Annotated in this window: 25 protein-coding genes and 4 pseudogenes; 15 read left to right on the forward strand and 14 right to left on the reverse strand. The window is 69.4% G+C overall.

All coding sequences use genetic code 11. The features are described from left to right. From A6P39_RS00005 to A6P39_RS00015, 3 genes are all read right to left on the reverse strand, one after another. A partial coding sequence (locus tag A6P39_RS00005; RefSeq protein ID WP_275883749.1) for an ADP-ribosylglycohydrolase family protein occupies positions 1–1,128 on the reverse strand: 1,128 nt, incomplete at its 3' end. Between the two features lie 17 nt (positions 1,129–1,145). After that, complete coding sequence (locus A6P39_RS00010) at positions 1,146–1,295, reverse strand: hypothetical protein (protein ID WP_331454057.1); 150 nt, start codon at positions 1,293–1,295, stop codon at positions 1,146–1,148. A 528-nt stretch (positions 1,296–1,823) separates the two neighbouring features. Continuing rightward, positions 1,824–3,224 (reverse strand): 3'-5' exonuclease, encoded by a 1,401-nt coding sequence (locus tag A6P39_RS00015; protein WP_067045793.1) that lies wholly within the window; start codon positions 3,222–3,224, stop codon positions 1,824–1,826. A 264-nt stretch (positions 3,225–3,488) separates the two neighbouring features. Between A6P39_RS00015 and A6P39_RS00020 the strand changes: the two genes are divergently transcribed. The 5 genes and pseudogenes from A6P39_RS00020 to A6P39_RS00045 all read left to right on the forward strand — a co-directional run bounded on the left by A6P39_RS00020 (position 3,489) and on the right by A6P39_RS00045 (position 8,408). Beyond that, entirely contained in the window at positions 3,489–4,223 is a 735-nt protein-coding gene (locus A6P39_RS00020; protein ID WP_079133386.1) for a TnsA-like heteromeric transposase endonuclease subunit, read from the forward strand. A 38-nt stretch (positions 4,224–4,261) separates the two neighbouring features. Next, positions 4,262–6,383 (forward strand): annotated as a pseudogene (locus A6P39_RS00030) (Mu transposase C-terminal domain-containing protein). Positions 6,384–6,608: 225 nt separating this feature from the next. Beyond that, the gene (locus A6P39_RS00035) at positions 6,609–7,463 is read left to right on the forward strand and encodes an ATP-binding protein (protein WP_275883751.1); all 855 of its coding nucleotides are present in this window, start codon (positions 6,609–6,611) and stop codon (positions 7,461–7,463) included. Continuing rightward, positions 7,460–7,855, forward strand: a pseudogene (locus tag A6P39_RS45245) (TniQ family protein); the annotation flags it as partial. The gene A6P39_RS00035 and the pseudogene A6P39_RS45245, both read left to right, overlap by 4 nt. Before the next feature lie 163 nt (positions 7,856–8,018). Further along, complete coding sequence (locus A6P39_RS00045; RefSeq protein WP_275883753.1) at positions 8,019–8,408, forward strand: hypothetical protein; 390 nt, start codon at positions 8,019–8,021, stop codon at positions 8,406–8,408. Positions 8,409–8,636: 228 nt separating this feature from the next. Here the strand turns inward: A6P39_RS00045 and A6P39_RS00050 are convergent, their stop codons facing one another. From A6P39_RS00050 to A6P39_RS00065, 4 genes are all read right to left on the reverse strand, one after another. Then, on the reverse strand, positions 8,637–9,077 hold the full coding sequence (locus tag A6P39_RS00050; RefSeq protein ID WP_275883754.1) for a hypothetical protein: 441 nt from the start codon (positions 9,075–9,077) through the stop codon (positions 8,637–8,639). Between the two features lie 444 nt (positions 9,078–9,521). Beyond that, positions 9,522–10,175: a hypothetical protein gene (locus A6P39_RS00055; RefSeq protein ID WP_067045785.1), complete on the reverse strand. Its 654-nt coding sequence runs from the start codon at positions 10,173–10,175 to the stop codon at positions 9,522–9,524. Position 10,176: 1 nt separating this feature from the next. Continuing rightward, a complete protein-coding gene (locus A6P39_RS00060; RefSeq protein ID WP_067045783.1) occupies positions 10,177–10,428 on the reverse strand; it encodes a hypothetical protein in 252 nt (83 codons plus the stop codon). Between the two features lie 186 nt (positions 10,429–10,614). After that, on the reverse strand, positions 10,615–11,049 hold the full coding sequence (locus tag A6P39_RS00065; RefSeq protein ID WP_067045781.1) for a MarR family winged helix-turn-helix transcriptional regulator: 435 nt from the start codon (positions 11,047–11,049) through the stop codon (positions 10,615–10,617). Between the two features lie 84 nt (positions 11,050–11,133). On the opposite strand from A6P39_RS00065, the gene A6P39_RS00070 reads away from it, so the two are divergent. Then, the gene (locus tag A6P39_RS00070; protein WP_067045779.1) at positions 11,134–12,003 is read left to right on the forward strand and encodes an alpha/beta fold hydrolase; all 870 of its coding nucleotides are present in this window, start codon (positions 11,134–11,136) and stop codon (positions 12,001–12,003) included. A gap of 77 nt (positions 12,004–12,080) precedes the next feature. Here the strand turns inward: A6P39_RS00070 and A6P39_RS00075 are convergent. Continuing rightward, positions 12,081–12,389 (reverse strand): annotated as a pseudogene (locus A6P39_RS00075) (transposase); the annotation flags it as partial. A 165-nt stretch (positions 12,390–12,554) separates the two neighbouring features. On the opposite strand from A6P39_RS00075, the pseudogene A6P39_RS45250 reads away from it, so the two are divergent. Next, positions 12,555–12,803 (forward strand): annotated as a pseudogene (locus A6P39_RS45250) (transposase); the annotation flags it as partial. Between the two features lie 272 nt (positions 12,804–13,075). On the opposite strand, the gene A6P39_RS00085 reads toward A6P39_RS45250, so the two are convergent. From A6P39_RS00085 to A6P39_RS00105, 5 genes are all read right to left on the reverse strand, one after another. Beyond that, entirely contained in the window at positions 13,076–13,300 is a 225-nt protein-coding gene (locus A6P39_RS00085) for a hypothetical protein (RefSeq protein ID WP_159396051.1), read from the reverse strand. Beyond that, complete coding sequence (locus A6P39_RS00090) at positions 13,270–13,983, reverse strand: hypothetical protein (RefSeq protein WP_067045773.1); 714 nt, start codon at positions 13,981–13,983, stop codon at positions 13,270–13,272. The genes A6P39_RS00085 and A6P39_RS00090 overlap by 31 nt, the downstream gene beginning before the upstream one ends. 156 nt (positions 13,984–14,139) lie before the next feature. Further along, a complete protein-coding gene (locus A6P39_RS00095; protein WP_159396050.1) occupies positions 14,140–14,976 on the reverse strand; it encodes a nucleoside 2-deoxyribosyltransferase domain-containing protein in 837 nt (278 codons plus the stop codon). 162 nt (positions 14,977–15,138) lie between these two features. Next, the gene (locus A6P39_RS00100) at positions 15,139–15,336 is read right to left on the reverse strand and encodes a hypothetical protein (RefSeq protein WP_067045768.1); all 198 of its coding nucleotides are present in this window, start codon (positions 15,334–15,336) and stop codon (positions 15,139–15,141) included. Between the two features lie 90 nt (positions 15,337–15,426). Then, on the reverse strand, positions 15,427–15,732 hold the full coding sequence (locus A6P39_RS00105) for a hypothetical protein (protein WP_067045766.1): 306 nt from the start codon (positions 15,730–15,732) through the stop codon (positions 15,427–15,429). 17 nt (positions 15,733–15,749) lie between these two features. Between A6P39_RS00105 and A6P39_RS00110 the strand changes: the two genes are divergently transcribed. The 5 genes from A6P39_RS00110 (at position 15,750) to A6P39_RS00130 (ending at position 18,743) form a co-directional block, all read left to right on the forward strand. Beyond that, positions 15,750–16,070, forward strand: coding sequence for a hypothetical protein (locus tag A6P39_RS00110; RefSeq protein ID WP_067045764.1), 321 nt, complete (start codon positions 15,750–15,752; stop codon positions 16,068–16,070). Beyond that, a complete protein-coding gene (locus A6P39_RS00115; RefSeq protein ID WP_275883755.1) occupies positions 16,031–16,411 on the forward strand; it encodes a hypothetical protein in 381 nt (126 codons plus the stop codon). Before A6P39_RS00110 ends, A6P39_RS00115 begins: the two co-directional genes overlap by 40 nt. Further along, a complete protein-coding gene (locus tag A6P39_RS00120) occupies positions 16,408–16,992 on the forward strand; it encodes a hypothetical protein (protein WP_275883756.1) in 585 nt (194 codons plus the stop codon). The genes A6P39_RS00115 and A6P39_RS00120 overlap by 4 nt, the downstream gene beginning before the upstream one ends. 335 nt (positions 16,993–17,327) lie before the next feature. After that, positions 17,328–17,657 (forward strand): hypothetical protein, encoded by a 330-nt coding sequence (locus A6P39_RS00125; protein WP_067055517.1) that lies wholly within the window; start codon positions 17,328–17,330, stop codon positions 17,655–17,657. Positions 17,658–17,729: 72 nt separating this feature from the next. Next, positions 17,730–18,743 (forward strand): NAD-dependent epimerase/dehydratase family protein, encoded by a 1,014-nt coding sequence (locus A6P39_RS00130; protein ID WP_067055516.1) that lies wholly within the window; start codon positions 17,730–17,732, stop codon positions 18,741–18,743. Here the strand turns inward: A6P39_RS00130 and A6P39_RS00135 are convergent, their stop codons facing one another. Continuing rightward, positions 18,744–20,069 (reverse strand): hypothetical protein, encoded by a 1,326-nt coding sequence (locus tag A6P39_RS00135; protein WP_067055513.1) that lies wholly within the window; start codon positions 20,067–20,069, stop codon positions 18,744–18,746. A 261-nt stretch (positions 20,070–20,330) separates the two neighbouring features. Here A6P39_RS00135 and A6P39_RS00140 point away from each other — a divergent pair, with 261 nt between their 5' ends. The 3 genes from A6P39_RS00140 (at position 20,331) to A6P39_RS00150 (ending at position 21,977) form a co-directional block, all read left to right on the forward strand. Then, the gene (locus A6P39_RS00140) at positions 20,331–20,897 is read left to right on the forward strand and encodes an ATP-binding protein (RefSeq protein WP_159396198.1); all 567 of its coding nucleotides are present in this window, start codon (positions 20,331–20,333) and stop codon (positions 20,895–20,897) included. Continuing rightward, positions 20,894–21,490 carry a hypothetical protein gene (locus A6P39_RS00145; protein WP_234379257.1) on the forward strand — a complete coding sequence of 199 codons (597 nt, stop codon included), beginning with the start codon at positions 20,894–20,896 and terminating at the stop codon, positions 21,488–21,490. The genes A6P39_RS00140 and A6P39_RS00145 overlap by 4 nt, the downstream gene beginning before the upstream one ends. A gap of 121 nt (positions 21,491–21,611) precedes the next feature. Next, the gene (locus A6P39_RS00150) at positions 21,612–21,977 is read left to right on the forward strand and encodes a hypothetical protein (protein ID WP_067055507.1); all 366 of its coding nucleotides are present in this window, start codon (positions 21,612–21,614) and stop codon (positions 21,975–21,977) included. The last annotated feature ends 122 nt before the right edge of the window (positions 21,978–22,099 follow it).

Below are 22,099 nucleotides of genomic sequence, written 5' to 3' on the forward strand. Positions count from 1 at the left end.
GGAGGGCTCTGGGTAGGCGAACGTTGCGGCTTCACGCCCTTGGGAAATGTCCCACATGCGGCGCGCCTCGGAGTCGATGGCCTTGGCATCTTGCACGGTGCCAGGTGGCGGGCCCGCCGTGACGGCGCCTAGGAGTGCGCCAGCCATGGTGGCGATGGTGTCGGTGTCGGAGCCAAGAGTGTTAGCGGCGAGGAGCAGACCCGCTTCTGGTGAGTCGGCGTAGGCATGTGCGAGAACCGCGGCAAGCAAGGTGGTGACTGTGCCTGATCCGCGAGTCGCGTCGTTGAAGCCGCCCCACCGCTCCACCAGGGCCGCATAGGTCTCGGCGGTCAGGCGAGATTTGGGTTCGAAGACTTCGAGCGCTGCGCGGCATTCGTTGGCGACGGTGATCGCGGCTGAGCGGAAGTCGATGCCTGCCGCATCACTCCATGTGGGCAGCCACAGATACGCGAGTTCGTCGTCCTTCGCGATAACGTCCGGTACTTGCTCGAGCCAGTCGATTGCGGGGCGCCACTGCTTGGGACCAGGGAGTTCGTTGCTGTCGAGGGCGTGGGCCAGCAGGACGGCGTGCAGAACCGCGCCGAGGATGCCTCGGGGGTGACCGTGGGTGCTGACGGCGTTCCGTACGACGTCGCGGGTGATGTTGTCCCAGTTGGTGAGGTCCCGTGCGGACCAGACGTGAGGCTGGATGCGCATAGCGGCCCCGTTGCCGCCAATGTCGACGTAGCGGGCGGCTTTGGTGGCGAAAATGTTCTGGGACCACTTGGCTTCGACTCTCATCAAGCCGGTGGCTGCCGCTTTGGTCCCACGGCCGGCGCCGAGGGCGTAAGCCTGCCAAGCAACGACTTCAATCTTCGCGAAGGCCTCGGCGTCGAATTCCCCGTCTCCGCGGATGGCGCGTGAAGTTGCCAGGCGCAGCTGGGTGTCGTCGGAGTACGCGCCTGCGGGAAGCGGCATGTCGCGTCCGTAGCGTCCTCCCACGCGCCTTTTCCAGGGGACGGTGGTGGTGACGTCATCCCGTCCGATGCGGCGACGTACGCCATCGGCGTCGGTCAGTTCGGTGATGAAGCCGAGTGCGTCTCCGTACGCAGCCCACTGGGCCGAGGCGCGTACTGCCTCCCATTGCATGGCGCTCACCGTAGTCCTTACCTGCCGAACGTGACCGGGTCGACGATGATGTCGACCTCATCATGTTCGCTGACACTGACAATGGCCTCAGCCTTCGCTGCGTCCTCGTGCGTGAGGACGTAGATGCGCTGCAGGTGGCGGGTGGAAACGGCCTGCGGGTAGAGCACCTCTGCCTGGGGATTCGTCGGGAGGTGGGGCGCTCGGTTCCAGCGCGGCATCGTCTTGTTGAAGCCCTTGGGGACGCGGTCGGCGAAGAGGGCTTCGCCCCGGGCAGCCCTTCGACGGGGGTGATGCCGTCGTATCCCATGTTGCCTGGGGCGAACAGGACGCCGGGGTGCGTCATGATCACTGGGTCGAAGCTGAGGACAGCCCAGAACAGGTCTTCGTCTGCCCACCAGTCGTCGCTGCTGATGCGAAGGAAGCGGTGGTTGGGCTCACTAATGCTGAGGTTCACGTAGGACCAGTACTGCGGCGCTTCTCTGCGGATCTTGGTGTTCTGGTGGTAAATGCTCTCCAGGTACTGGTCTTGGGCCAGGAGCGCCCGGGCCTTGCAAAGCCGCTGCACGAGGATGCCGAGGAGACCTCGGTTCGTGGTGAAGTGCACCACCTCGGTGATCTTCCGTTCCTGAATGAGCGCGCCGATCCCTCAGCGGGTCTTTCGCCGTCCGATATGGACGGGCTGGGCTCCGTGGTGGTCATACGGCCTTCACCTCGTAGGTGTCCGGGTCCATGCAGGCGATGAGGTCGCTGGCCTCGGAGGGCTTGTAGGTGATGGTGAGCGTCTTGCGGGCGCGTCCGGCGGACATGGCCAGCAGGCGCAGATGGGCGTCTCGTTCGCTGTCGCCGGGCTCGGTGGCGTGCGGCATAACCTCGCTGTTGAGTCCGACGATGATCACGTGGTCGAACTCCAGCCCCTTGGCGGAGTGCATGGTAGACAGCGCGACATTCACCGGGCCGGTGGGCCATTCCCCGTTGCGGGTGAGTTCGACCCAGGCCAGTCCGGCCGCGTTCAGGCGCGTCTTGACGTAGTCGAACCATCCGCCGCCCTTGGCGTGGAGGATGGCAACGGACTCGTCGTTTTCCGGGCCGAGCTCGTTGAGGAACTGCACGAGGTGGTCCATCTGCTGGGTGAAGGTGCCCTGGACGAGCAGGGGCTTGTCGCCATCCTCCTCACACGAGGAGAGATCAGGGATCGCAGCGTCGTCCGTGGTTTCCACGTCGCGCAGCAGAGGGGCGGCGAAGGCTGCGATCTGGCGGGTGTTACGGAAGTTCTTCGACAGCAGCTTGCTGTTGTGCGGGCCCACGCTCAGGCCGACTTCGGCCCAGGTGAAGCGCTGGGGGTAGATACGCTGGGCGGCATCGAGGACGAAGGTGAGAGTGTGCTCGTCGGTGACGTGGTTGAGGACGGCCCGGACCTGGTTGGCGGAGAAGTCCTGGGCCTCGTCGACGACGACCACGTGGTAGGGGTCGTCGGCGCGCTTGGCAGCCATCGCGTTGGCCAGGTCGGACCAGTCCCAGGCCTGCTGCGGCTTCTTCCACTCCTGGAAAGGAAGGATCACCTCATCCAGCAGCCGGCGGCGCAGCGAGGCCGGCATGCGCGGGGAGCGGCCGCGGCCCTGTCGCTCGCACTCGATGTACTCATGCAGGCTGTCCGACATGAAGCGGCCTAGGACATAGTCCACTTCGGAGCGTACGAAGTCGTCGGACAGGGGCAGGGCCGCGGCCAGGGCGTCCAGCTTTCCGTTGCGCTCGTGCTCGCGGAGGATCCGCTCGTAGGGCACGCGGTCGGTGGCCCACTTGGCAAAGGTGGAGATCGTCAGCTCGACGTCGTTGCCTTTGATCTGCTCCTCGGTGAGTTCCTCGATGTATCCGCGCAGAGTCTTGTTGTAGGTGAGGACCAGGACGCGGACCGGGCCGTCGATGAAGCCGTCACGGCGGCGCCGCTGCCAGTACCGGACGGTGAACTTCAGCCGGTAGAGGGCAGTGGTGGTCTTGCCGCTGCCGGCGGCACCCCGGACGACGAACACCCCCGGCTTGTGATTGTTGATCACCGTGAGCTGCTCACTCGTCGGCTGCGTCGGCCTGAGAACCTTCATCCTCGCGGTCCCTCCCCAAGACTCGCTCCCCCGAACCTGAGGCCATGTTAGGAGTGACTGGCACCAGCCGGGTTGAAGATCGGACAAGCAGTCCGTCGCAAGTTTGCAGATAGTGACACATCCATCACCCATTCGGGTGATGGATGATGAGGTGCCCCTCCCTCAGAGAAGGCAGGCACTTGGCTGTCCGGCGTGGAGCAGCAGGGTGTCAACGGGTGGAACGGGGCAGGCGTCGAGGCGGCGTTCGCCACCGCTACCGGACACATGACGCAGCTGCCGTGGGACCAGTCGGCGGCATCGGTACGGTTCGAGGACCTGGGGCCGGTGTCCGCGTTTCCGGTCGTGCCGGGCCGCCGGTGGGGGCCGGGCTGGTGGTGGTCGGCGACCACCGGACGGCACGTCGTTCACGGTTCAACAGCGATGCGTACCCAGTTGATGGTCCTGGACCGGGACCCGGATGTGACCGGCCTGTCCGCGCGTCCGGTACGGCTGCTGTGGCGGGATCCCGACGGGCGGGTGCGCTCGTGGGTGCCTCAGTTGTTCGCCCGGTACGCCGACGGCACCGGCCTGCTCGCCGACTGCCCCTCCAGCCCGGCCGCCGGCAGGGACAGGGCGCAGCGGGTGCGGATGGTCCTGGAGGCGGCGTGCGCCCGCGTGGGCTGGTCATATCGGCGCCTCGAGCCACCTCCAGCGGTGCTGGCGGCGAATCTGCGGTGGCTGGCCGGCTACCGCCACCCCCGTTATCAGGGCCCGCCCCGGCTCAGGGCCGCGCTGGCCGATGCGTTCGCCGCACCCCGGCCGCTAGCCGACGGGGCGGCATCGGTGGGTGATCCGCTGCAGGTATTGCCGGCCGTCTATCACGCGCTGTGGTCCGGGCGCCTTGCGACGCGGCTCGATGAGCCGCTGCACGAGCGGGCGCTGATCTGCGCTGACGCAGAACGTGGTGAGGGCGTCGAAAGGCGGCTGAGCAACGTCGGCGGCGATCCGGAGAGAGGTTGAGCCCAGTGGGCGGCACACACGGTAAGAGCCGGCGGCCGATGGTGGAGGTCGGCGCGCACGTCGTCTACCGGGGCAGACCTGGCAGGTCGCTGCGTTGCAGGGCCAGCGGGTCTACCTGTTGCAGGAAGACGGCACTGAAGAAGCCTTGCTGTTGGGGCGGTTGTTCGCCGATCCGGGCTTCGAAGTGGTGGGCGCGCAGGCGCCGGACACGGTACCGCAGTGGGGGCTGTTCGAGACCGTTCCGCTGGCGGCCCAGCAGCGGGCGCTGGCGTGGCTGCCCCACATCCGGGAGGTCGAGACCGGGTGGCCGCACCCTGAGGGCAGCCGCGAGGGACAGGCGATGCGGCCGAGTACGACCCGGAGCAGTGGACCCTGGCGCAGCGGGATGCAGCCAAGGCGAAGGAGCTGACCGCGCTCGGCTTCACCCGGGTGACCCGCACGACGGTCGAGCGGATGCGGCACGCCTACCGCAAGCAGGGCTTGTGGGGGCTGGTCGACAAGCGCACGGTGCCGACACGCGGCCGTCATCCGACGGGGTATGCCGACGAGCGGGTCGTGGCCGCGGTGCTGGAGGCGCTACGGCGTCAGCGAGGCCGGTCGAAGGGGACGGTAAAGGGACTGCAGGTGCTGGTCGGGCAGATCCTGGAGGACACGCACGGGCGCGGGGTGGTGGAGATGCCGTCGCGGTCGTCGTTCTACCGGCTGGTGAGTGTGCTGGCCGACCCGGCCGAGCGTCCGGGACGTCCCGCGCGCACCGCCACCGCACCCGCCCGCGCCTCGTCGGCGCCAGTGGTGCTGCGGCCCGGGGAACAGGTGCAGATCGACACCACCCGCCTGGACATCATGGCCGTCTTGGAGGACGGCAGCCTGGGGCGGCCGGAGCTGACCATCGCCGTCGACGTCGCCACCCGCTCCATCCTGGCCGCCGTCCTGCGCCCGAACAGCACCAAAGCTGTCGACGCAGCCTTGCTGCTGGCGGAAATGGCCGTCCCCCATCCCGCCCGGCCCGCCTGGCCCAAGGCGCTGCAACTGTCGCGGGCCGAGGTGCCCTACGAGCGGATGCTGTCGCTGGACGAGCGGCTGGAGGGCGCGGCCGCCCGCCCGGTGGTCGTGCCCGAGACGATCGTCGTCGACCGCGGCAAGATCTACCTCTCGCAGGGCTTCGTCGCCGCCTGCGAGACGCTCGGGGTGAGCGTGCAGCCCGCCCCTCCGAGGCGACCGCAGGCCAAGGCTGTGGTGGAGCGGACCTTCGGCGCGATCAACGACCTGTTCTGCCAGCACGTCGCCGGCCACACCGGCTCCAACCCCCAGCGCCGCGGCTTGGCGACGGCGGCCGAGGCGCGGTGGACGATCCCGCAGCTGCAGGACTTCCTCGACGAATGGATCACCTGCGGCTGGCAGAACCGGCCCCACGACGGACTGCGCCACCCCGTCCTTCCCAAAACCGCCCTCACACCGAACCAGACGTGGGCCGCTCTGATCACCATCAGCGGCTACGTGCCCGTCCCGCTGACCGGGGCCGACTACCTCGAGCTGCTGCCGGTGCGCTGGCAGCCCATCACCGAACGCGGCATCCGCCTCGACTACCGCACCTACAACCACGAAGTCCTCGACCCACACCGCGGCCAGCGCTCCGGTGTCGCCAGCAAAGACGGCAAGTGGGAGGTCCACCACAACCCCCACGACGCGCGTCAGATCTGGGTCCGTCTCACCGACGGAAAGCTCCACGAGATCGGCTGGATCCACCGCGACCACGTCCACCAGCCCTTCAACGACGCCCTCTGGCGCCATATCCAGACCGAGGTCGAACAACGCGGGGACCGCGAGACGCACGAAGCCGACCTCGCCGACGCGCTCGACCAGCTCCTGCGCCGCACCCGCCACCCCGCCGGGACCGAGCACAACACCCGCCGCCGCAGAACCCCCCGCTCCGCAAGTACGGCAGCACAGCTGCCCGATCTGCCAGGCCAGCGGCGCCTCCTCAACACGGAGACCGCACCGGCCCCGGCCCCGGAGTGGAGCGAGAGCCTTGACGACCTCATCACCGTTGATGCGGCGGCCGAGACGGACACGAGCGATCCGGAAGGCGCGGGCGTGCTGGCGGCCGAGGCAGGCGGATACGGGCTGTGGGACGCCGAAGCGGAGGCCGAGCAATGGTGAACACCTCACCGGGCACGGGCAAGGCGGCGGGCAGGTCCCCGTCGGCAGTGGACCGGCCTCCCGGTGCCGCGGCAAGCACCGACGGCGACGCCGCTGAGGCGCAACAGCAGTCGGTGACCACCTGGGACGGTTTCCAAGCCTTCGCCACCACCCCGTGGCAGCCCTCCCCGCCCGGCGCGCCGCAGCCTCGCCGAACGCCTCGCCTACCACTCGCGGTTCGTCACCGTGCGCACCCCGGCCATCGACACCCTCGCCAAAAACGTGCGTACCCTGATGATCCTCGGCCGCCACCAGACGGTCACCGCACGGCCGTCCCTGATCGTCACCGGCCCCGCCGGCGCGGGGAAAACCACCGCGCTGCTCCAGGTCGGACGCGCCTGCCACCTCGCCCACACCCGCCGCCACGGCCCCACGGCAGCAGCCGGGCAGGTGCCCGTCGCCTACGTCCTGGTCCCGCCCGCCGCCAGCGCCAAGACACTGGCCACCGAGTTCGCCCGCTACCTCGGCATCCCCGTCGCCGCCGGCATGTCCCAGGCTCAGATCACCAACGCCGTCTGCCACACCTACACCGCCGCCCGGGTGCAACTGGTGATGATCGACGAGGTCCACCGGCTCAACCCCCGCACCACCACCGGCGCCCAGACCGCGGACCTGCTCAAAGACCTCACCGAACGCATCGGCGCCACCTTCGTCTACGCCGGCATCGACGTCACCGCCACACCCCTGTTCACCGGAGTACGCGGCGCGCAGCTCGCCGGACGCGCCTCCCTCATCGACTGCGCCGCCTTCCCCGCCCGCCTCGGCGACAGCGAGCCCTTCCGCGACCTCGTCAAAGCGATGGAGAGCGCACTCGACCTGCGCCACCACCGGCCCGGAACCCTTCCCCAGCAGGCCCCCTACCTCCATGAACGAACCGCCGGCCGCATCGGCAGCCTCGCCCGCCTCATCCGCCAGGCCGCCATCACCGCCCTCATCGACGGCACCGAACGCATCACCAAAACCACCCTCGAAGCAGTCCGCCTCGACCACCTCGCCGAACAGCACTACCGACCCCGAAACCGCAGTACCAGCACCCCATGACCCGGACAGACGTCACGGCCCGGGATACGGCCGCAGCCGTCCCCGCGCAGCGCAGTGTCGTCACCGCAGGGACATGGCTGCAGATCCCGTCAGCCGCGCCGGGCGTGCTCCACGTACGGCCGCTGACCGGCGAAGCGACCGCCTCATACGTGCAACGGCTTGCCAGCGCCTATCAGCTGACGCCTCCCCAGCTCCTCGACGGCGTCGGCGTCACCCTCCACGGTCACGGCGCCCTGCCGGCAGCCGAACTCCACCTCAATCACACCGCGGCCCGGCATCTCGCCGCCCTGGCCCGCATCCCGCTGCCCCACCTCAGGCGCGCCCTACCCCACCTCGCCCTGCTGGGCAACGCCCACGACACCCAGGCGGCCGCGACCTGGAAGCGGATGGAGGCCGGGCAGCAGCCCGTCCGCGCCTGCACTCTGTGCATCCGCCACCGCAGTCACGGCACCACCGACACCGCCTGGGTTCATCGGCCGCCGCACCGGCTGATGCCCACGCCACCACCAAGCCGCCTCCGACCCACGACTCACCACCACCGTCCACACCCAAGGCGTGCCCGAACTCGCCGCCGCGCACCACACCCACCAGCACCTGCTACGGCACCCCCGCGCCGCCACCGCCTGGACCACAGCACGCGCCATCACCACCCGCTGGTACGACCACCAGCAACACTTCACCCACCGCTGGCACCCCCGCCTCAACCAGCTCTGTGCGACCAACCCCCACCTGACCACCACAGGCAGCGCCTCCCCCGCACTCCTGACCCGCGACCTGGTGATCTATCCGGAAACCGTTGCCCTCGCCCGCGCACTCGCCACCCTGCCGAACCGGCCACATCGCGACGACGCCCTCAGCCTCATCGCCTGCCGGCTCGGCCTCGCCCGCCTGACCCCCAACGCGAACGACCCACTCCGCGTCTTCCTCACCCACACACGCCACTGACCAGCAGCATCACCGCCCAGGCAGCCGCGGGATTGACTCGCCTCGTACGGCCTCAGCTGCCGACGGTGCGGCCGGTCTGCGCCCACCGGCCATCCTGAGTGACACCGAAGCTGAGCCGCCAAGGCTTGTGCCCTTCGACTTCGCAGTCGGCCCACAGCCTGATCGTCGCGTTCTGGTACTGCCGCCGCCAGCGTTGCTCACCATCAGTGCCTTCGTACCAGGCCGGCTTTACGGAAGGGTCAAGTGCGAGCCGAGTACGGTCACCTGCTTCCAGCGGGAACGGCGTGACGGTCCGACCGAGTTGGTCGGCGCCGTCGACTCCGGGCCGGAACCGGTAGGGCCCCAGACGACCTGTGCGATCTCGTCCGGCGTCGGACCGCCAGCGAGTCCGGGTACCCCAGTACGGTCGAAGTCGTCGCGAATGATGAGTCGTATGCTCAGTCGGCCCAGCTGGGCCGGACCATCGAAGCGGACGTAGAGCAGCCCATCTGACTGCTCAAGTTTCAGCCGAAGCTGTGGAGTCAGCGCGTTGTGCCAGCGGTCCCGTTCGATCTGAGCGACAGATGCCGCGGTGCCGTTCGCCTGACGTGAAGCCTTCCAAGCGCCGAATGCAGCGAGTCCGCTGAACGCGGCTGAAGCGGCCGCGATGGATGTGTCTGCAATGCCCATGCGGGACTGTAGCCCAGATGGCGCAGTTGCCATTGGACGCACCAGTACGCCTCCAGGAAAACCGAGATCATTCCCACCCAACTACAGGACCGCAGCCCAACCACCCGAACAAGCAAACCGAACACGCAACCAGGCCACGCCCATCACGCCCGAACGCAGCCGCTCCAACCGTCCCCAGTCCCACCCCCAAAGACGGGGCACCAGTCCCAAACGACCAAGCCCCTGAAAATCAGGGCTCCGTCACAACGGCGCGGAGCAGCTGGAGGACATCGACCCCGCCTGGCCGGTGGAGTGGCAGCGTGCCGTCCACCTCACCCGCCAGCACCTTCAGGCCGGCGGCACCCTGCACCACTCACCCCGATCCGAGGAGTCGCAGGCATGGTTCGTCCCTACAGACGGCCGGCCGCGAGGAGGACGACAGCTCCAAGGGCGCCCGCGCCCGCGCTAGTGGCCAGCGAGACCAGCCAGGCGCGCCACCAGCCCGGGGGCCGGTCGGCCGGTCCCTCCCGCCCGGACTCGGCGCACAGGTACCCCGCGAATCCCGCGCCCGTGAGGAGAGCGGCTAGGAGCCAGGCGGGGGCCCTCGGCCAGGCGGTGCCTACTCGCGGTGAGCATGCGGGCCTGGACGAGCGCCCCCGCGAACAGTGCCAGGAACCTGAGCCAAGTCCACGGCGTGAGCAGGACGTAGGTGACGGGCAGCAGCAGGCCCAGGCCCCCGGCGCCGTAGGTGGTGTCGAACTCGTTGAACCGGACGGAGTTCGCGGACGTGCCTGCCGCCCCGGTCACGGTCGATCTGAACTCCCGGTCGGCCTCGTCGGTGCCCGCGACGAAGCCGACCGGCCGGTAGACATAGCTGTGGTCGTCGGATAGACCGGTGCTCCAACGTACGGTGACGTCCGTTCCCTCGGCGTCCGTATGCACCGTGTGCGTGCGGCCGGCCTTGATGTCCGCCACTAGCGCGCGCGTCGACCCGTGGGCCGGTACGACGCGCAGCAGCGTGGTGACGAAGGACAGCAGCAGCAGGAAGAGCCCCCAGCGGCCCAGACGCCACACCCTGTCGGGCCAGGTGTCGGCGACCCTGCCGACCTGCTGTGGCATCTCAGCCCACCTCCATGGTCCAGTAGTAGGTCTGGTACACGCTGGCGCCACCGTATCCCTGCTTGACGTCGCCGCCCCAGGGCGCCCAGTTGGGAATGTGCAGCAGAGAGGCACGTCCCGCGTCGTTGAAGGCCGCGAACGCCACGGTGAAGCTGCGGCTGCTGCGGTTCTCGTTGATCACCTGGTAGACCACGTCGTATCCGCCGGTGAAGGCGTCGGGCAACGTCGTGCCGACGCGGCCGCCGGTCGCCATACCAGCCAGGTCTTTTGGCAGGTTAGAGGTCGCGCAGATAGGCGGTCGGCAGACGGGGGCAGGCACGGTTCCGTGATCATGGAATTGCGACACTCTGTGACCACCGGAGATCCTGTGCCCGCGCTGCCATCATGGCTGACCGTACCGCTGTGGTGTTGGCGGCATCCCGGCGGTGGCTGCTGGCGTCTACGCGTCGTAGCCGGGAGCGGCTGCTCGAAGGGCGGCGGTCAGGTAGCGGTGAACGATGTCCAGTTCGCCCGGGGTGAAGTCCTCGGCCGCCTCGACCAGGTTGGCGATGAGCGGGCCGAAGAAGGACCGACCCAGTTCCACGGCTTTCTGCTCCACCGTCAGCACGACGCGTCGTCGGTCGTTTTCATCGCGCCTGCGGCGGACGAGCCCCAGGCGCTCCAGCCGGTCGAGCAGGGCAGTGGTGCCGGCCGAGTTGAGCCGCAGCGCCGCACCGAGTCGTCCCGGGGTGACGTCGGTGCCCGCCCGGTCGGCGTCAAGCAGGTGGATGAGGGCCCGCAGATCGGTCGGGTGCAGGCCGTTTCGTGCTGCGAACTCGGCGCCGCGCAGATCGAGTTCCACGGTCACTGCGCGCAGTAGATGGACCAGCCGCATCGCGGGGTTGATGTCATCACTCACCGGGCTAGTATCTCGCCAAGTGAGATACTTGGTCAACGAGACGATTGCCGGGGGTTCACCGTGTCCTCATCCCAAGAGTTCTTCGCCGCTTACGACGCTCTGCTCGCCCGCTGGCCGACCGGTACCGCCGAGATCGACGTTCCCACCCCGTACGGGACCACCCGTGTCCACGCCTTCGGCCCCGCTGACGCCACTCCAGTCCTCCTTCTACACGGAGGCGGTTCCACCGGCGCGGTCTGGTTCGCCAATGCCCCAGCTCTTGGCACACAACACCGGGTGCTGGCGGTCGACATCCTGGGCGATGCCGGACACAGCATCCCCGGCGGGCGCCCGCTGCGCACGACCACCGACCTGATGGCCTGGTTGGACGCGCTGCTCGACGGTCTCACCGTGTCCCGCACGCACCTTGTGGGCCACTCCTACGGAGGGTGGATCGCCCTGACCTATGCCCTGCACGCCGCGCCGCGGGTCGATCGGCTGGTACTGCTCGACCCGACCCAGTGCTTCGCCAGCTTCCGCCCGGGTTTCCTGCTGCGCTCGCTGCCGATACTGCTCCGCCCGACGCAAGCCCGCGCACGCGCCTACCTGGATCGCGAGACCGCAGGGACCGACACCGACCTGGGCTGGAAGCGGCTCTATGCCTTGGCGGTGTCGGGCTTCGCGAACCGGAAATTGGTCGTCGGCCGACGCCCGGACCCCACGGCACTGAGCGTTCCGCTCCTGGTCCTTCTCGCCGGCCGCAGCGACGCCCACGACGCCGCCAAAGTCGCAGCCTGCGCCCGCAAAGCCGTACCGGACGCCCGGATCGAGATCCTCGCCGAACTCACCCACTTCGCTATGCCCACCGCCATGCCAACCCAGACGAACCACCGGATCACCGACTTCCTGGCAGACAACCAGGAGAATCGAGCCGCCCCGGGCGCGGTTTGAAGGAGATCACGCGGAGCGGACTGCGCTGGGGCCATTCAGCAGCTCGATCCACACTGCGTGGGAAGGTACGCGGTCGTTCACGGTCGGCGCCGGGGGCGTCCCTCCCAGCGGTGGGTGGTCCAGGCTCGGCGGATGAGGCTACGCACGGTGATGACGGTGTCCGCGAAGTCGAAGAAGGTGTTGACGACCTCGATCCGGCGTTCGTAGCAGCGTGCAAGCCGGCAGAAGGCGTTCTGCCAGGCGTGGGTGCGCTCTACGTGCCAGCGTTGGGTGGACTGGATCGGGGCCTTCTCGCCCTTGTGGGCGATCCGGCCGCGGAGTCCGCGTTCGTCGAGAGTGGTGCGGGTCTTGCCCGAGTCGTACCCGGCGTCCAGGTGCACGGTGATGGCGTGATCGTGTCCCTCGTCGTGGTGTTCGGGATCAGCGGGTGGGAGTGCGCGGGCGTCTGCCCGGGGCGCACTGCCACGGGTGAGTACCGCTCCCTGAACAGGGGATGGGCCACCGCGTAACTCTCCTTGGTGAACAGTCAGTTCAACCACGAGGAGTACACGATGGCCCTGTCCCAGTCTGAGCTGATACGGCTGCTTGAGTCACTACGCTCGACCGACGGAATCGAGCTGATCCGCGCCATCGCGGAGCGGATGGTGCAGGAGCTGATCGAGGCCGAAGCGAGTGCCCACATCGGCGCCGAGTGGAACGAGCACACACCGACGCGGACCAACATCCGAAACGGGCACCGTGAGAAGGTACTCACCACGCTCGCCGGCGACCTGGACCTGGAGATACCGATGGCCTCCACCTGGGTAGCGGACGGGAAGCCTTGGGACGGCCGGGCCGCTGCAACCGCGCTTCAACCCACGAGGGCCTCTCTGGTCGCCGGCGCAGATGTCGCAATCCACACCAGGCCAGAAGGCCCTCACCCATTTCAAGATCCCTCACCCGAGACCTGCATCACCAACCTGCGTGGACAGAACACCTAGGCCGCTCATTCCCCGTGCGCCCAGCCCGCCTCCGAGGAGGTCGGGCTGGGCTCGGCGTCGCCGCTTTACAGGGCATCAGCGCGGCGAGGACGTCACAGATGCTGCTGGAGAGAGTCGCTGTGGAGCTGCTCCAGGACCTTCTCCATGCCGAGCAGGCCGGAGTCCAGGCTGATCTGCTGGAGCCAGCTGTCGATGAGCGCACGGCGCTCTGCAGGGTCGTGCTGGTCGACGCCCGGGTCAGCGAGCAGGTTGGCCCCACGGGAGGTGCCGACGTCCGGCACCAAGGTCAGTCCGTTCCCGGCGAGCAGGTCTGACACAGCGGCACCAACAAACCGAGCTTGCTCAGCGCGGTGGTCCAGTCAGTGACAATGGCCTGCTGCGCAGCCTTCAGCGTGACCTTCCCGGAGCAGACCGCGGTGTGCAGCTTCGTCTCCACCGGATCCTTCAGGTTGTTCACCGTCCCCGCCTTGTGCCCCGGATCGGCCGGCTCCACCCAAAGATTCCGAGCGTCGTTCGGGTCGCCGCCCAACTGAAGGCTGATGTCGTGGTCGTACTCCGCGTCGCCGAGACTGCCGGTGTAGCCGTAGGAGGCGGCGTTCAGCTTCTTCTCCTTGCCGGTGATCGCCGCCGGCGGCCGGATGTCCTTGGTGTAGCCGCCCTTGCGGCAGATCGTCTGTGCCAGATTCGCCTGCGTCACCGCCGGCGACACCGCACCCGGCGTGCACTTCATATCCGGCAGCGGCTCACCCCCCTCGTACCGGTAGTGGCAGCTGCCCGCGGGTGGCTGCTGCTGCACCGTGTACGTCTTCTGCGGCCCCGCACCCACCGGGATCTCGCCCACCGACCCTGCGGCCGGCGCCGAGCCCGACGGGCTGGCGGCCGACGCACCGTTCTTTCCCGCCGACCCTCCACCGGATTGCGTCCCGGACGACGAACACCCCGCCAGGACAAGGCAAGACAGCATCACCAGCGGGACAGCGCGACCACGCAACGAACTCATGACGACCCCTCACGGACGAGCAGCAGCTGAGCGAATGCTCCCCCACCCGTGCACGCGACTACTCCCCGGGGGCCGGGCGCACAGGCGCGCGGACCTTCATGCGGTCGAGCCCCCTGGGCCACAGGGCCGCGACGTGCTGTCACCTGCTCCGCACCGTCAGCATCGCCACGCCACACGAGGGGGTTGCGTACGAGGTGGGTCAGGGCCGAGGGGGTGCAGTTGGCAGAAGGGCCGCGGCCGCGCGGACGGTTGCCTGAAGACGTGTACCGTCACGTCCGGGCGCGCGTGGCGCAGTTGCTCCACCACGTCCAGGCGGCGCGGGTAGTGAGGGTGCGCGCCGACCGCGAGGCGGGTGCCGCGGGCGGCATGGGCTCCCAGTTCGTACAGGGCGACGGGCTGGACGGCGTCCGCGCAGAACCAGAACAGGATGACGTCGGCGATGCGCAGGTGCTCGTACTCCCAGGCAATCTGTTCCCCGGCCGCTGCCGCCTGCCCGGCCGGGTAGCTCTCACGGCGCGGGTTGAGAACAACGGCCGGGGAAGCGATCGCGTCGAGTTGGAGCACGGCGCGCATCTGCCAGTTCGGGCATCCGGTGATGCCGCCGCCCAAAAACAGCGAGGCGGCCTCGCCGTCGTAGCGTGCGGGCGCCTCGATGTAGCGCAGGGGGCGGGGCGGCAGCAGCGGGAAACCGGTGACGGCGATCGCGTGCAGCAGGTCCCGCACGAGGGCCTGGGCATCGGGGCTGGCGTCCGGGTAGGCCCGGAGTACCGGGGCCAGCCGCCAGGAGTCCAGCATCGGGTGCGGGCGCAGCATCTGCTCGATGGACGACGTCGCCAGGAGCCCGCCGGCGGACAGGCCGTCCAGTCCACCATCGGTAGCCGCGTGCGTGGACAGGATCCGGGCGCGGTGTTCCTCGGTCGCCTCCGGCCGCCAGCGGCCGTGCAGGTAGTCCGCGGTCAAATCCTCGGCCAGGCGCTGCAATTCGTCCCTCACACCGGCCAGCGTACGCAGCGAGGAGGTGCCGAATGCGGGTCGGGCCCTCCTTGCGGAGGGCCCGACCGTGGGGGTTGAGGTGCCAGAGGCTCTGGTCGTTCCCGTGGAGCAGACGCCGGAACGCGATCCGGGACAGAGGACCGCTGCGTTCTGCCTCTGGGGTCAGCAGACGTCGGCGAGTTCTTCGATCTGGTCGGCCAGGCGCTGGTCGGGGTGATGGAACTCGCCGCAGGCGTCCTCGACCTTGAGACGCTCCACGGCTTCACGCAGGACCTGTTCGTAGGGGGTGTGGAGCCAGATCCGCTGCTTGGGACGGCGGGCGAAGTTGATGTCGATGTCGAGGGCGAGGGCCTGGCTCATCCAATGCTCTGCGTCGCGGAGGTCGCCGCGGCGCAGGTGGAGGAGGTGGAGGCAGTAGGCGGCGGTGGCGTTTCCGGCGCCGGCGGCGTACTACCACCACCACTGCGCTCCCTCGGGTTTTGTGGCCAGGTTGAGCAGGCAGCCGAAGTGCAGGGCTCCGTCGATGTCGACGGGGTCGTCGGCGATGCCGGCCAGGTGCTCCGCGGCGTGGTCGCTGCGCAGGAGGTCGCAGGACAGCGCCGTCAGAGACCGGTCGGCGCAGTCCAGGCGGGTCGGGTGCTGGCCCTGCGGTGCCGGCTGGCCGCCGAACATGAGCACGGCGGTGACGTCCCGGACGATCTCCTGCTTCAGGTCGTCGAGGACCTCGTCAGTGATCGTGCCTGGAATAACCGCCAACGGGGAGGGTCGCACAGATGAGCGACAGCGCGCAGAATGCGGGGCACGGCGAGGAGATCCACCCGGTGCTCGGCCGGATGGGCACCTCGGGCGACCCAGCCGCGAAGGAGGCACTGCGCGAGCGCGCGGAGCACTTCACCCACACCGAGCCCGCATGGAAGGCGCGGCGCCGAGACACCGCCGATGTCGACCTGGACCCGCAGGACGACGCGGTGGAGTGGGCGCACACGTTCGTCCGGGGCGGCACCGACAAGACGGTGACAGCCGTGGACACCGATCCCCAGGGGAGCGCCACGGTGTGGCAGCTCGGCGCCGACGGCGAGGCGAGCCGGGCATAAGCACCGGATACAGCCCGATGGGCTACCGGCCCGAGCCGACCGAGGCACCCCCGACTGCCGCCCCCTGCGCGCCGGCCGACGACACCACGCCCGCGGAGAGGGAAGCGGCGCAGGCCGAGCGGCTGCGGCTGCACTGGTTCAACCATGTACGCCTGCGCGGGGCCAAACACAACACCGATGACGACTGGTTGCAGCTCGGATACCTGAACGGGCGCGCCGCGGCGCTGATCGAGCAAGGCCTACTGCCCGCCGCCCGTGAGGAGTTCGGCCGCATGCGCGCCATGGCGGAACGCTGGCGCGACCACCCCGAATACCTCAACGCGGTGGAACCCCCGGCATGAGCATCCAGCGACTGGAGCGACTGACGCCCGGAGGTACGGACACGTCCGATCTCGTCGTGTACGAGGGCGAGGTGGTCGAGGACGACGACAACGCCGCGGCGCTGGTGCGCTACCTCATCACCCAACACACCATGCTGGGGCCCGGGCAGCTGCCCCCGCTCGCCGACGCCCGGCCGGCCTGGACGGATGCCGACTTCCGGCTGACCGCCGAGGACGTCGCCGAGTTCGCCGAACCTGACCTCGCCGAGAACACCATCGTCAACCGGGACTCCACCGTGCGCGCCTTTGAAGCCTGGTGCGCCGAGCAGAACCCGCCCCGGCTGGCGCGCCCGTGCACCACGGCCACCTACACCTCCTACGGCCTGCGCCAGCAAGAAGGGCGAGTTCAAGCCGGACAGCGTCGGGCAGTACATGTCCCGCATCTACAACTGGCAGCCGGTGGATCTGCGTCCGGACCCCAGCCGCTTCAAGGGCCGCCTGCGCGCCTGGAAGAAGGAGTGTGTGAAGTCCGGGGGCGAGGTCGACCGGGCGGCCGCCGTCACCATCGAGTACAACCTGCGCATCATCGCGGCGATCGATGAGAGCACCAACATCGGCAAGCCCGACGCCTTCCTGGCGGCCCTGGCCTACAGCAACCTGCACCGGGAGATGGAGCTCGCCGACCAGCTCATCAAGCGCGTGAAGGTCCACGACACCGGCCTGTACGTGACCACGGCGACGTCCAAGACCGACCAGGCGGGCAAGGGCACCGGCCGGTTCATCCAGGACCGGGCAGACCTCCAACTCGTGCGCCGCGCCCGGGCCTGGCTGAGTGTGCTGCGCGAACTCGACGCGGCCGGCCCCGACGACCCGCTGTTCCGCGCCCTCACCCAGAAGGGCCGTCTGGTGAAGTACCCCCGAAGGCCGCAAGCGCCGGATGAAGATGCGCCCGGGCTCCCTAAACGAACGCCTGCAGCTGCTCGCCGACCGCGCCGGGGTGCCCTACATCGACGGCAAAAAGGTGCGCTCGCACTCGTGGCGGGCCGGAGCGAACACCGACATGATCGAGGCGGGAGTGCCGCTCGCCGAGCGCAACAAGGCCGGCCGGTGGGCGGACGGCTCCCGCACCGCGGACACCGTCTACGACCGCCGCCACGGCGTCGGGGAGCGCGATCCGCTCGCCGCGGTGCCGCTGTACGGCGGCCCCGCCCGAGCCGCGGTCGCACAGGCCCGCCACGAGCAGGCTGCGCAGGAAGAGGCGGGCTGATACAGGCCGTTGGGCGCCCGAACGGTGGATCGCCCTTCCACCCGTGCGGGCGCTCACGGCAGGATCACCCCCATGAGACTTCTGGTCATGGGCGGGACCTGGTTCCTGGGCAAGCACATCGTGGACGGAGCGCTCACGCGCGGGTGGGAGGTCACCACCTTCAACCGCGGGCGCTCCGGCCGTGACGCGGACGGCGTCGAGCCGGTGCACGGAGACCGTACGAGCCGCGTCGACCTGGAACGCCTCGCCGGGCACGGGCCGTGGGATGCCGTGATCGACACATCGAGCAGCGAACTCCCGCCGCGTGACGTCCTGGCCGCTACGACCGCGCTACGCCCGGCCGCCGGCCGGTGGGTGCACATCTCCACCGTGTCCGTGTACGAGGGATGGCCGCACCAGCCCCTCACCGACGCCTCACCGCTGCTGGAATGCCCGGCAGACGCTGACGAGTCCTACGGATACACCGGCGAGGACGGCTCACCCACCAAGTACGGCTTCCAGAAGGCGGGCGGAGAGCGTGCCGTGAGCGAAGTGTTCGGCGACGCCGCGGTGATGCTGCGCCCGGGCGTCATCCTCGGGCCCGGCGAGTACGTGGGCCGACTGCCCTGGTGGCTGGAGCGGGCCAAGCGCGGCGGCCGCATCCTCGCACCGGCCCCCGCTGAGCAGCGGATTCAGCCAGTCGACGTCCGCGATGTGGCCCGGTTCACCCTCGACCAGGCCGCCAGCTCCACGAGCGGCGGCTACAACATCACCCACCCCGAGGGCATGACCTTCCACGGCTTCCTCGACGCATGCCTGTCCGAGACGGGAGGGGCCGGGGCGCCAGTGTGGGTGGATCCGGACGTGCTGGTCGAGCAGGGCGTGAAGCAGTGGACCGAGCTGCCCCTGTGGCGCACCCACGCCGGAGTATGGGCGGTCGACTCCAGCCGTGCCGTAGTGGCGGGACTGGAGTGCCGGCCGCTCGCCGAGACGATCCGGGACACATGGCGGTGGTGGGCGGCCGATGGGCGTCCCGTGGACCACCCGCGATGGGCAGACCACGGGATTGCCGCGGAGAAGGAAGCGAAGATCCTCGCCTCTGTGTGATCAGGCCTCGATCGCGAGGAGGCCCACGTGCGGGCCGATCCTGTGAGGCGGGGAGACCCTGTTGAACTCCTCGATCTGCTCCCGCAGCGTCGCCGGGAGCTGCGCCCCGTGGTACTCGGGGCGGGCGAGATGGCGGGCGAGGCGCGCCGTACGGACGACGATGCCCGTCTTCCGGGCGTCTGCCGGCACCGTCCACACCATTTTCAGTGCCTCGGCCGCGCCGTCCACGTCACCGGCGAGGAGACGGGCGTGCGCGAGGTCGGCGGCCGCGCTCGCCCGCACGTGACTCGACTGGCGCTCCGGCGGCCGCTGCTCGATGAGGTCCAGCGCCCGCCGGGCGTCCGCCTCGGCCTGCGCCGCGTCCCCGATGAGGAGCCCGGTCGTGCTGGTGGACATGGCCTGCCGCTCCGGGGTGAACGCGAACTCGCCGCCGACCCCGTCGTGCAGCTCGTCGCGCTGGCCGTGGCCCTCTTCGCCGGAGAGCTGGATGGCGCGCCGGGCGGAGACCACGTCGCCCAGGTGCGCGTGGGAGCGGGCCTTGATGGCGAGCAGCCGACGGTGGGCGACGTCGCCGAGACCGCCGTAGGACAGCGCCTTGGTCGCCTTGGCGACCGCCTCGGTCGGGTTGCCGGTGTGGTAGGCGATGTAGGCCAGCGTCCCGTAGGCGTAGGCCTCCAGGGGCGTGAAGCGGGTGGCCTCGCCGAACACCGCGGCGGTGCGGGCCAGGCTGCGGGCTGACTGGAAGTACCCGAGGTCGAACGCGGCGACCGACAGCAGAGCGGCGGTCTGCCCGTTCAGGATCATCAGGTCTTGCTGCTGGATGGGGACCTGCGTCCGGTCCCGGTGGCTTTCGATCGACTGGCGGAGGGCATCCGCCGCCTCGTAGGCCTTCGCCGGGGGCATCAGGTGGTATCCCTGAGCCACGGCTGTCACCTGGTCGCGCAGTTCCTCGATGGTGTTGTCGGAGATGGACGCCGATGCACTGGTGTCGGCGGCCCGGTGGGCTTCTTCTGCGGTCATTCGAACTCGCTCTTCCAGGTCATACGCGGGTGCCTGGGGATCGCCCTCGGGCGGCGGCCTGAACAGCTCCTCAGCTGTGTGCTCGGGCCACATCGCCTCAAGAATCTGACAGGTCTCGGGGCCCGGCAGCCCTTGTAACTGGCCGCCCGTCCACCGCCTGAACTGCGTCTCACCGCACGTCGGGTTGTTGGGACTGTGCCCGAAGAGCCGTACACCGACCTCGGTGAACTTCTCCTCGAACCGCCGGTAGGTGAGCTTGTCGCGACGGCAGAGCCAGGCGAGCAGCGTCCTCGGTTCAGTCCTCATTCCGCTCCCAGTCTGCGACGCCGCAGTCGGCTGGCCTCCGAATCGATCCCTTCTCCGGAAGGGGATACCGCCGTTCCTCGCTGCGGCAACCTCCCCCGCACAGAAGCCACTTCCAAGCTACCCCGGGGCCACCTGTGTCGCACGGAAGTGTTGAAGAGGCCATGTTGCAGGCCATGGCGAAGCCATGTGGCGCAGGTGAACTCTGATCGCCTACTTCGCTGAGAGTGCCCGACCGACACACAGAAACCATGGGAGTCCCCCGTGAACCCCGCTACGCAGCAGTGCACCACTTCGGCTCAGGACGATGACGCGCTCACGTCCGCGGCATCCGAGGACATCACCGCCTCGCATCCGGTGAGCGCGACGCTGGTTCTCATGCCGTTACAGCCGGAATCCCTTGCGCGCTTGCAGTGGGACGGCGGTCTCCTGGCGAACGAAGGCATCCGCCGCAACGCCCGGTTGATGGCGCGTACCCGCCTGACCGTGGCCAACTGGACGGGCGACGTCGAAGCCGGCGCCCGGATCGCGGCAGAGCTGGCGAGCAACGCCGCCCAGCACGGCAAGCCGTTCACGGACGGGCGCGTCGTCCTGCGGCTCCATCTGCCGTCCGACGATGACGAGCTGTGCATCGAGGTAGACGACGCCGACCCCGAGTTCTGCGACTTCGAGGCGGCGGCAAGCGGCCTGCGGGGGGCGGAATCCGGGCTGGGCTTCGCCAGGCGCCAGGGCGCACGGCTGACCTGGGAAGTGAAGCGCGACAACGGCCGGGGCATCGGCAAGACGGTGCGGGCGCTGGTGCCCGCCGCCCGTGAGGAGGCGTCGGCGTGAGCATCGCTCAGCAGCTTCCCCAGCGGGCGAGGACCGCGCCGGAGCGGGCCATACCGCAGGCAGGGCCGCCCATCTTCCAGCAGCAGCCCATCGAGGTCGACCCCGCCTCCGTCGCTCCCGACATGCGCGACCTGGCCACGCGGGTGCGCCAACTCATGAGGGTGCGCCGGGACCAGGTGCTTCAGCTGCCCCTCGGCGGAAACTTCTTCGACATCGTCGTCACGGCGAGCGGCCCGGAGGCGCACGCCGCCGTATCCGTCATGGACGGAATCCAGCGCGTCGGCGATGAGCGGGCCGACGCGTGCGGGCCGGTGATCGAGGATCCCCAGCGGTCATGGCTCATCTGGCTGGTCCCGCCGGGCACGAGCAAGCAGTGGGCGCCGCACCGCCACGCGACGTGCCTCGGCCGGCCTCATCACCTCGCCCTCCCCGCGGTCACGTCGACGGAGCCGCCCGGCCCCTACTGGCTGCGCCCCTTCCGCGGCGACCGACTGGTTCCCCCCATGGCCCTGCGCCAGTTGCTGGAGCAGTTCCAGCCGGGCCCGGCACCGCACGAAGCGGTGCTCGGCTCGCTGTTGAGCACGATCTCGTGATTCAGCTCCCTTCCGCCAGTACGGCTCCCCCCGACCGCAAGGGAACGCCATGCCGATGCCCCTCAGACCGCTTCAACCGCAGGCCCGTGCCGCCCGGCTCGAAGCCCTTCGCCGGGAGCACATGGAACAGATCATCGCCAAGGCAGCCGCTCATCGCCGCACCGTGCGAGTTGCTCCGTACGTTCTCGCGCTGACCGGCGACGAGCGGCGCGCGGACCTCGACCTGATTGTGAAGTACGCCGAGGAGAGCGGCTGGCAGGTCACCCGGACGACCTTCGCCGACATGGCCCAGTCGCCGGCCATCACCCGACGGCCCGGGTTCGGAGCGGCCTGCCGGTACGCGGCGCAGGGCTACGCCCACGGCATCCTCGCCATCGCCCGGCCAGCCATAACGACCGACAACGACGCGTACGCCGCGGTGCTGGAGCACCTGCACGTCCGCGGACTCTTCCTCGGCTACCTGCCAGCGGCCGACACCACCCCGTAGACCCCTGCCTGGTGGCCAGGACGACCTCCCCCTTGGCCACCAGGCAGGACCAAGCTCCGCCCGTTTCCTGGCAACGGTAGTTGGCGCGGGCGGAGAGCGGCGCTGGGGCCTGCGCCCCCGCC

Origin of the sequence: Streptomyces sp. FXJ1.172 (genome assembly GCF_001636945.3) — a bacterium.
In the GTDB taxonomy this organism is placed as follows: domain Bacteria; phylum Actinomycetota; class Actinomycetes; order Streptomycetales; family Streptomycetaceae; genus Streptomyces.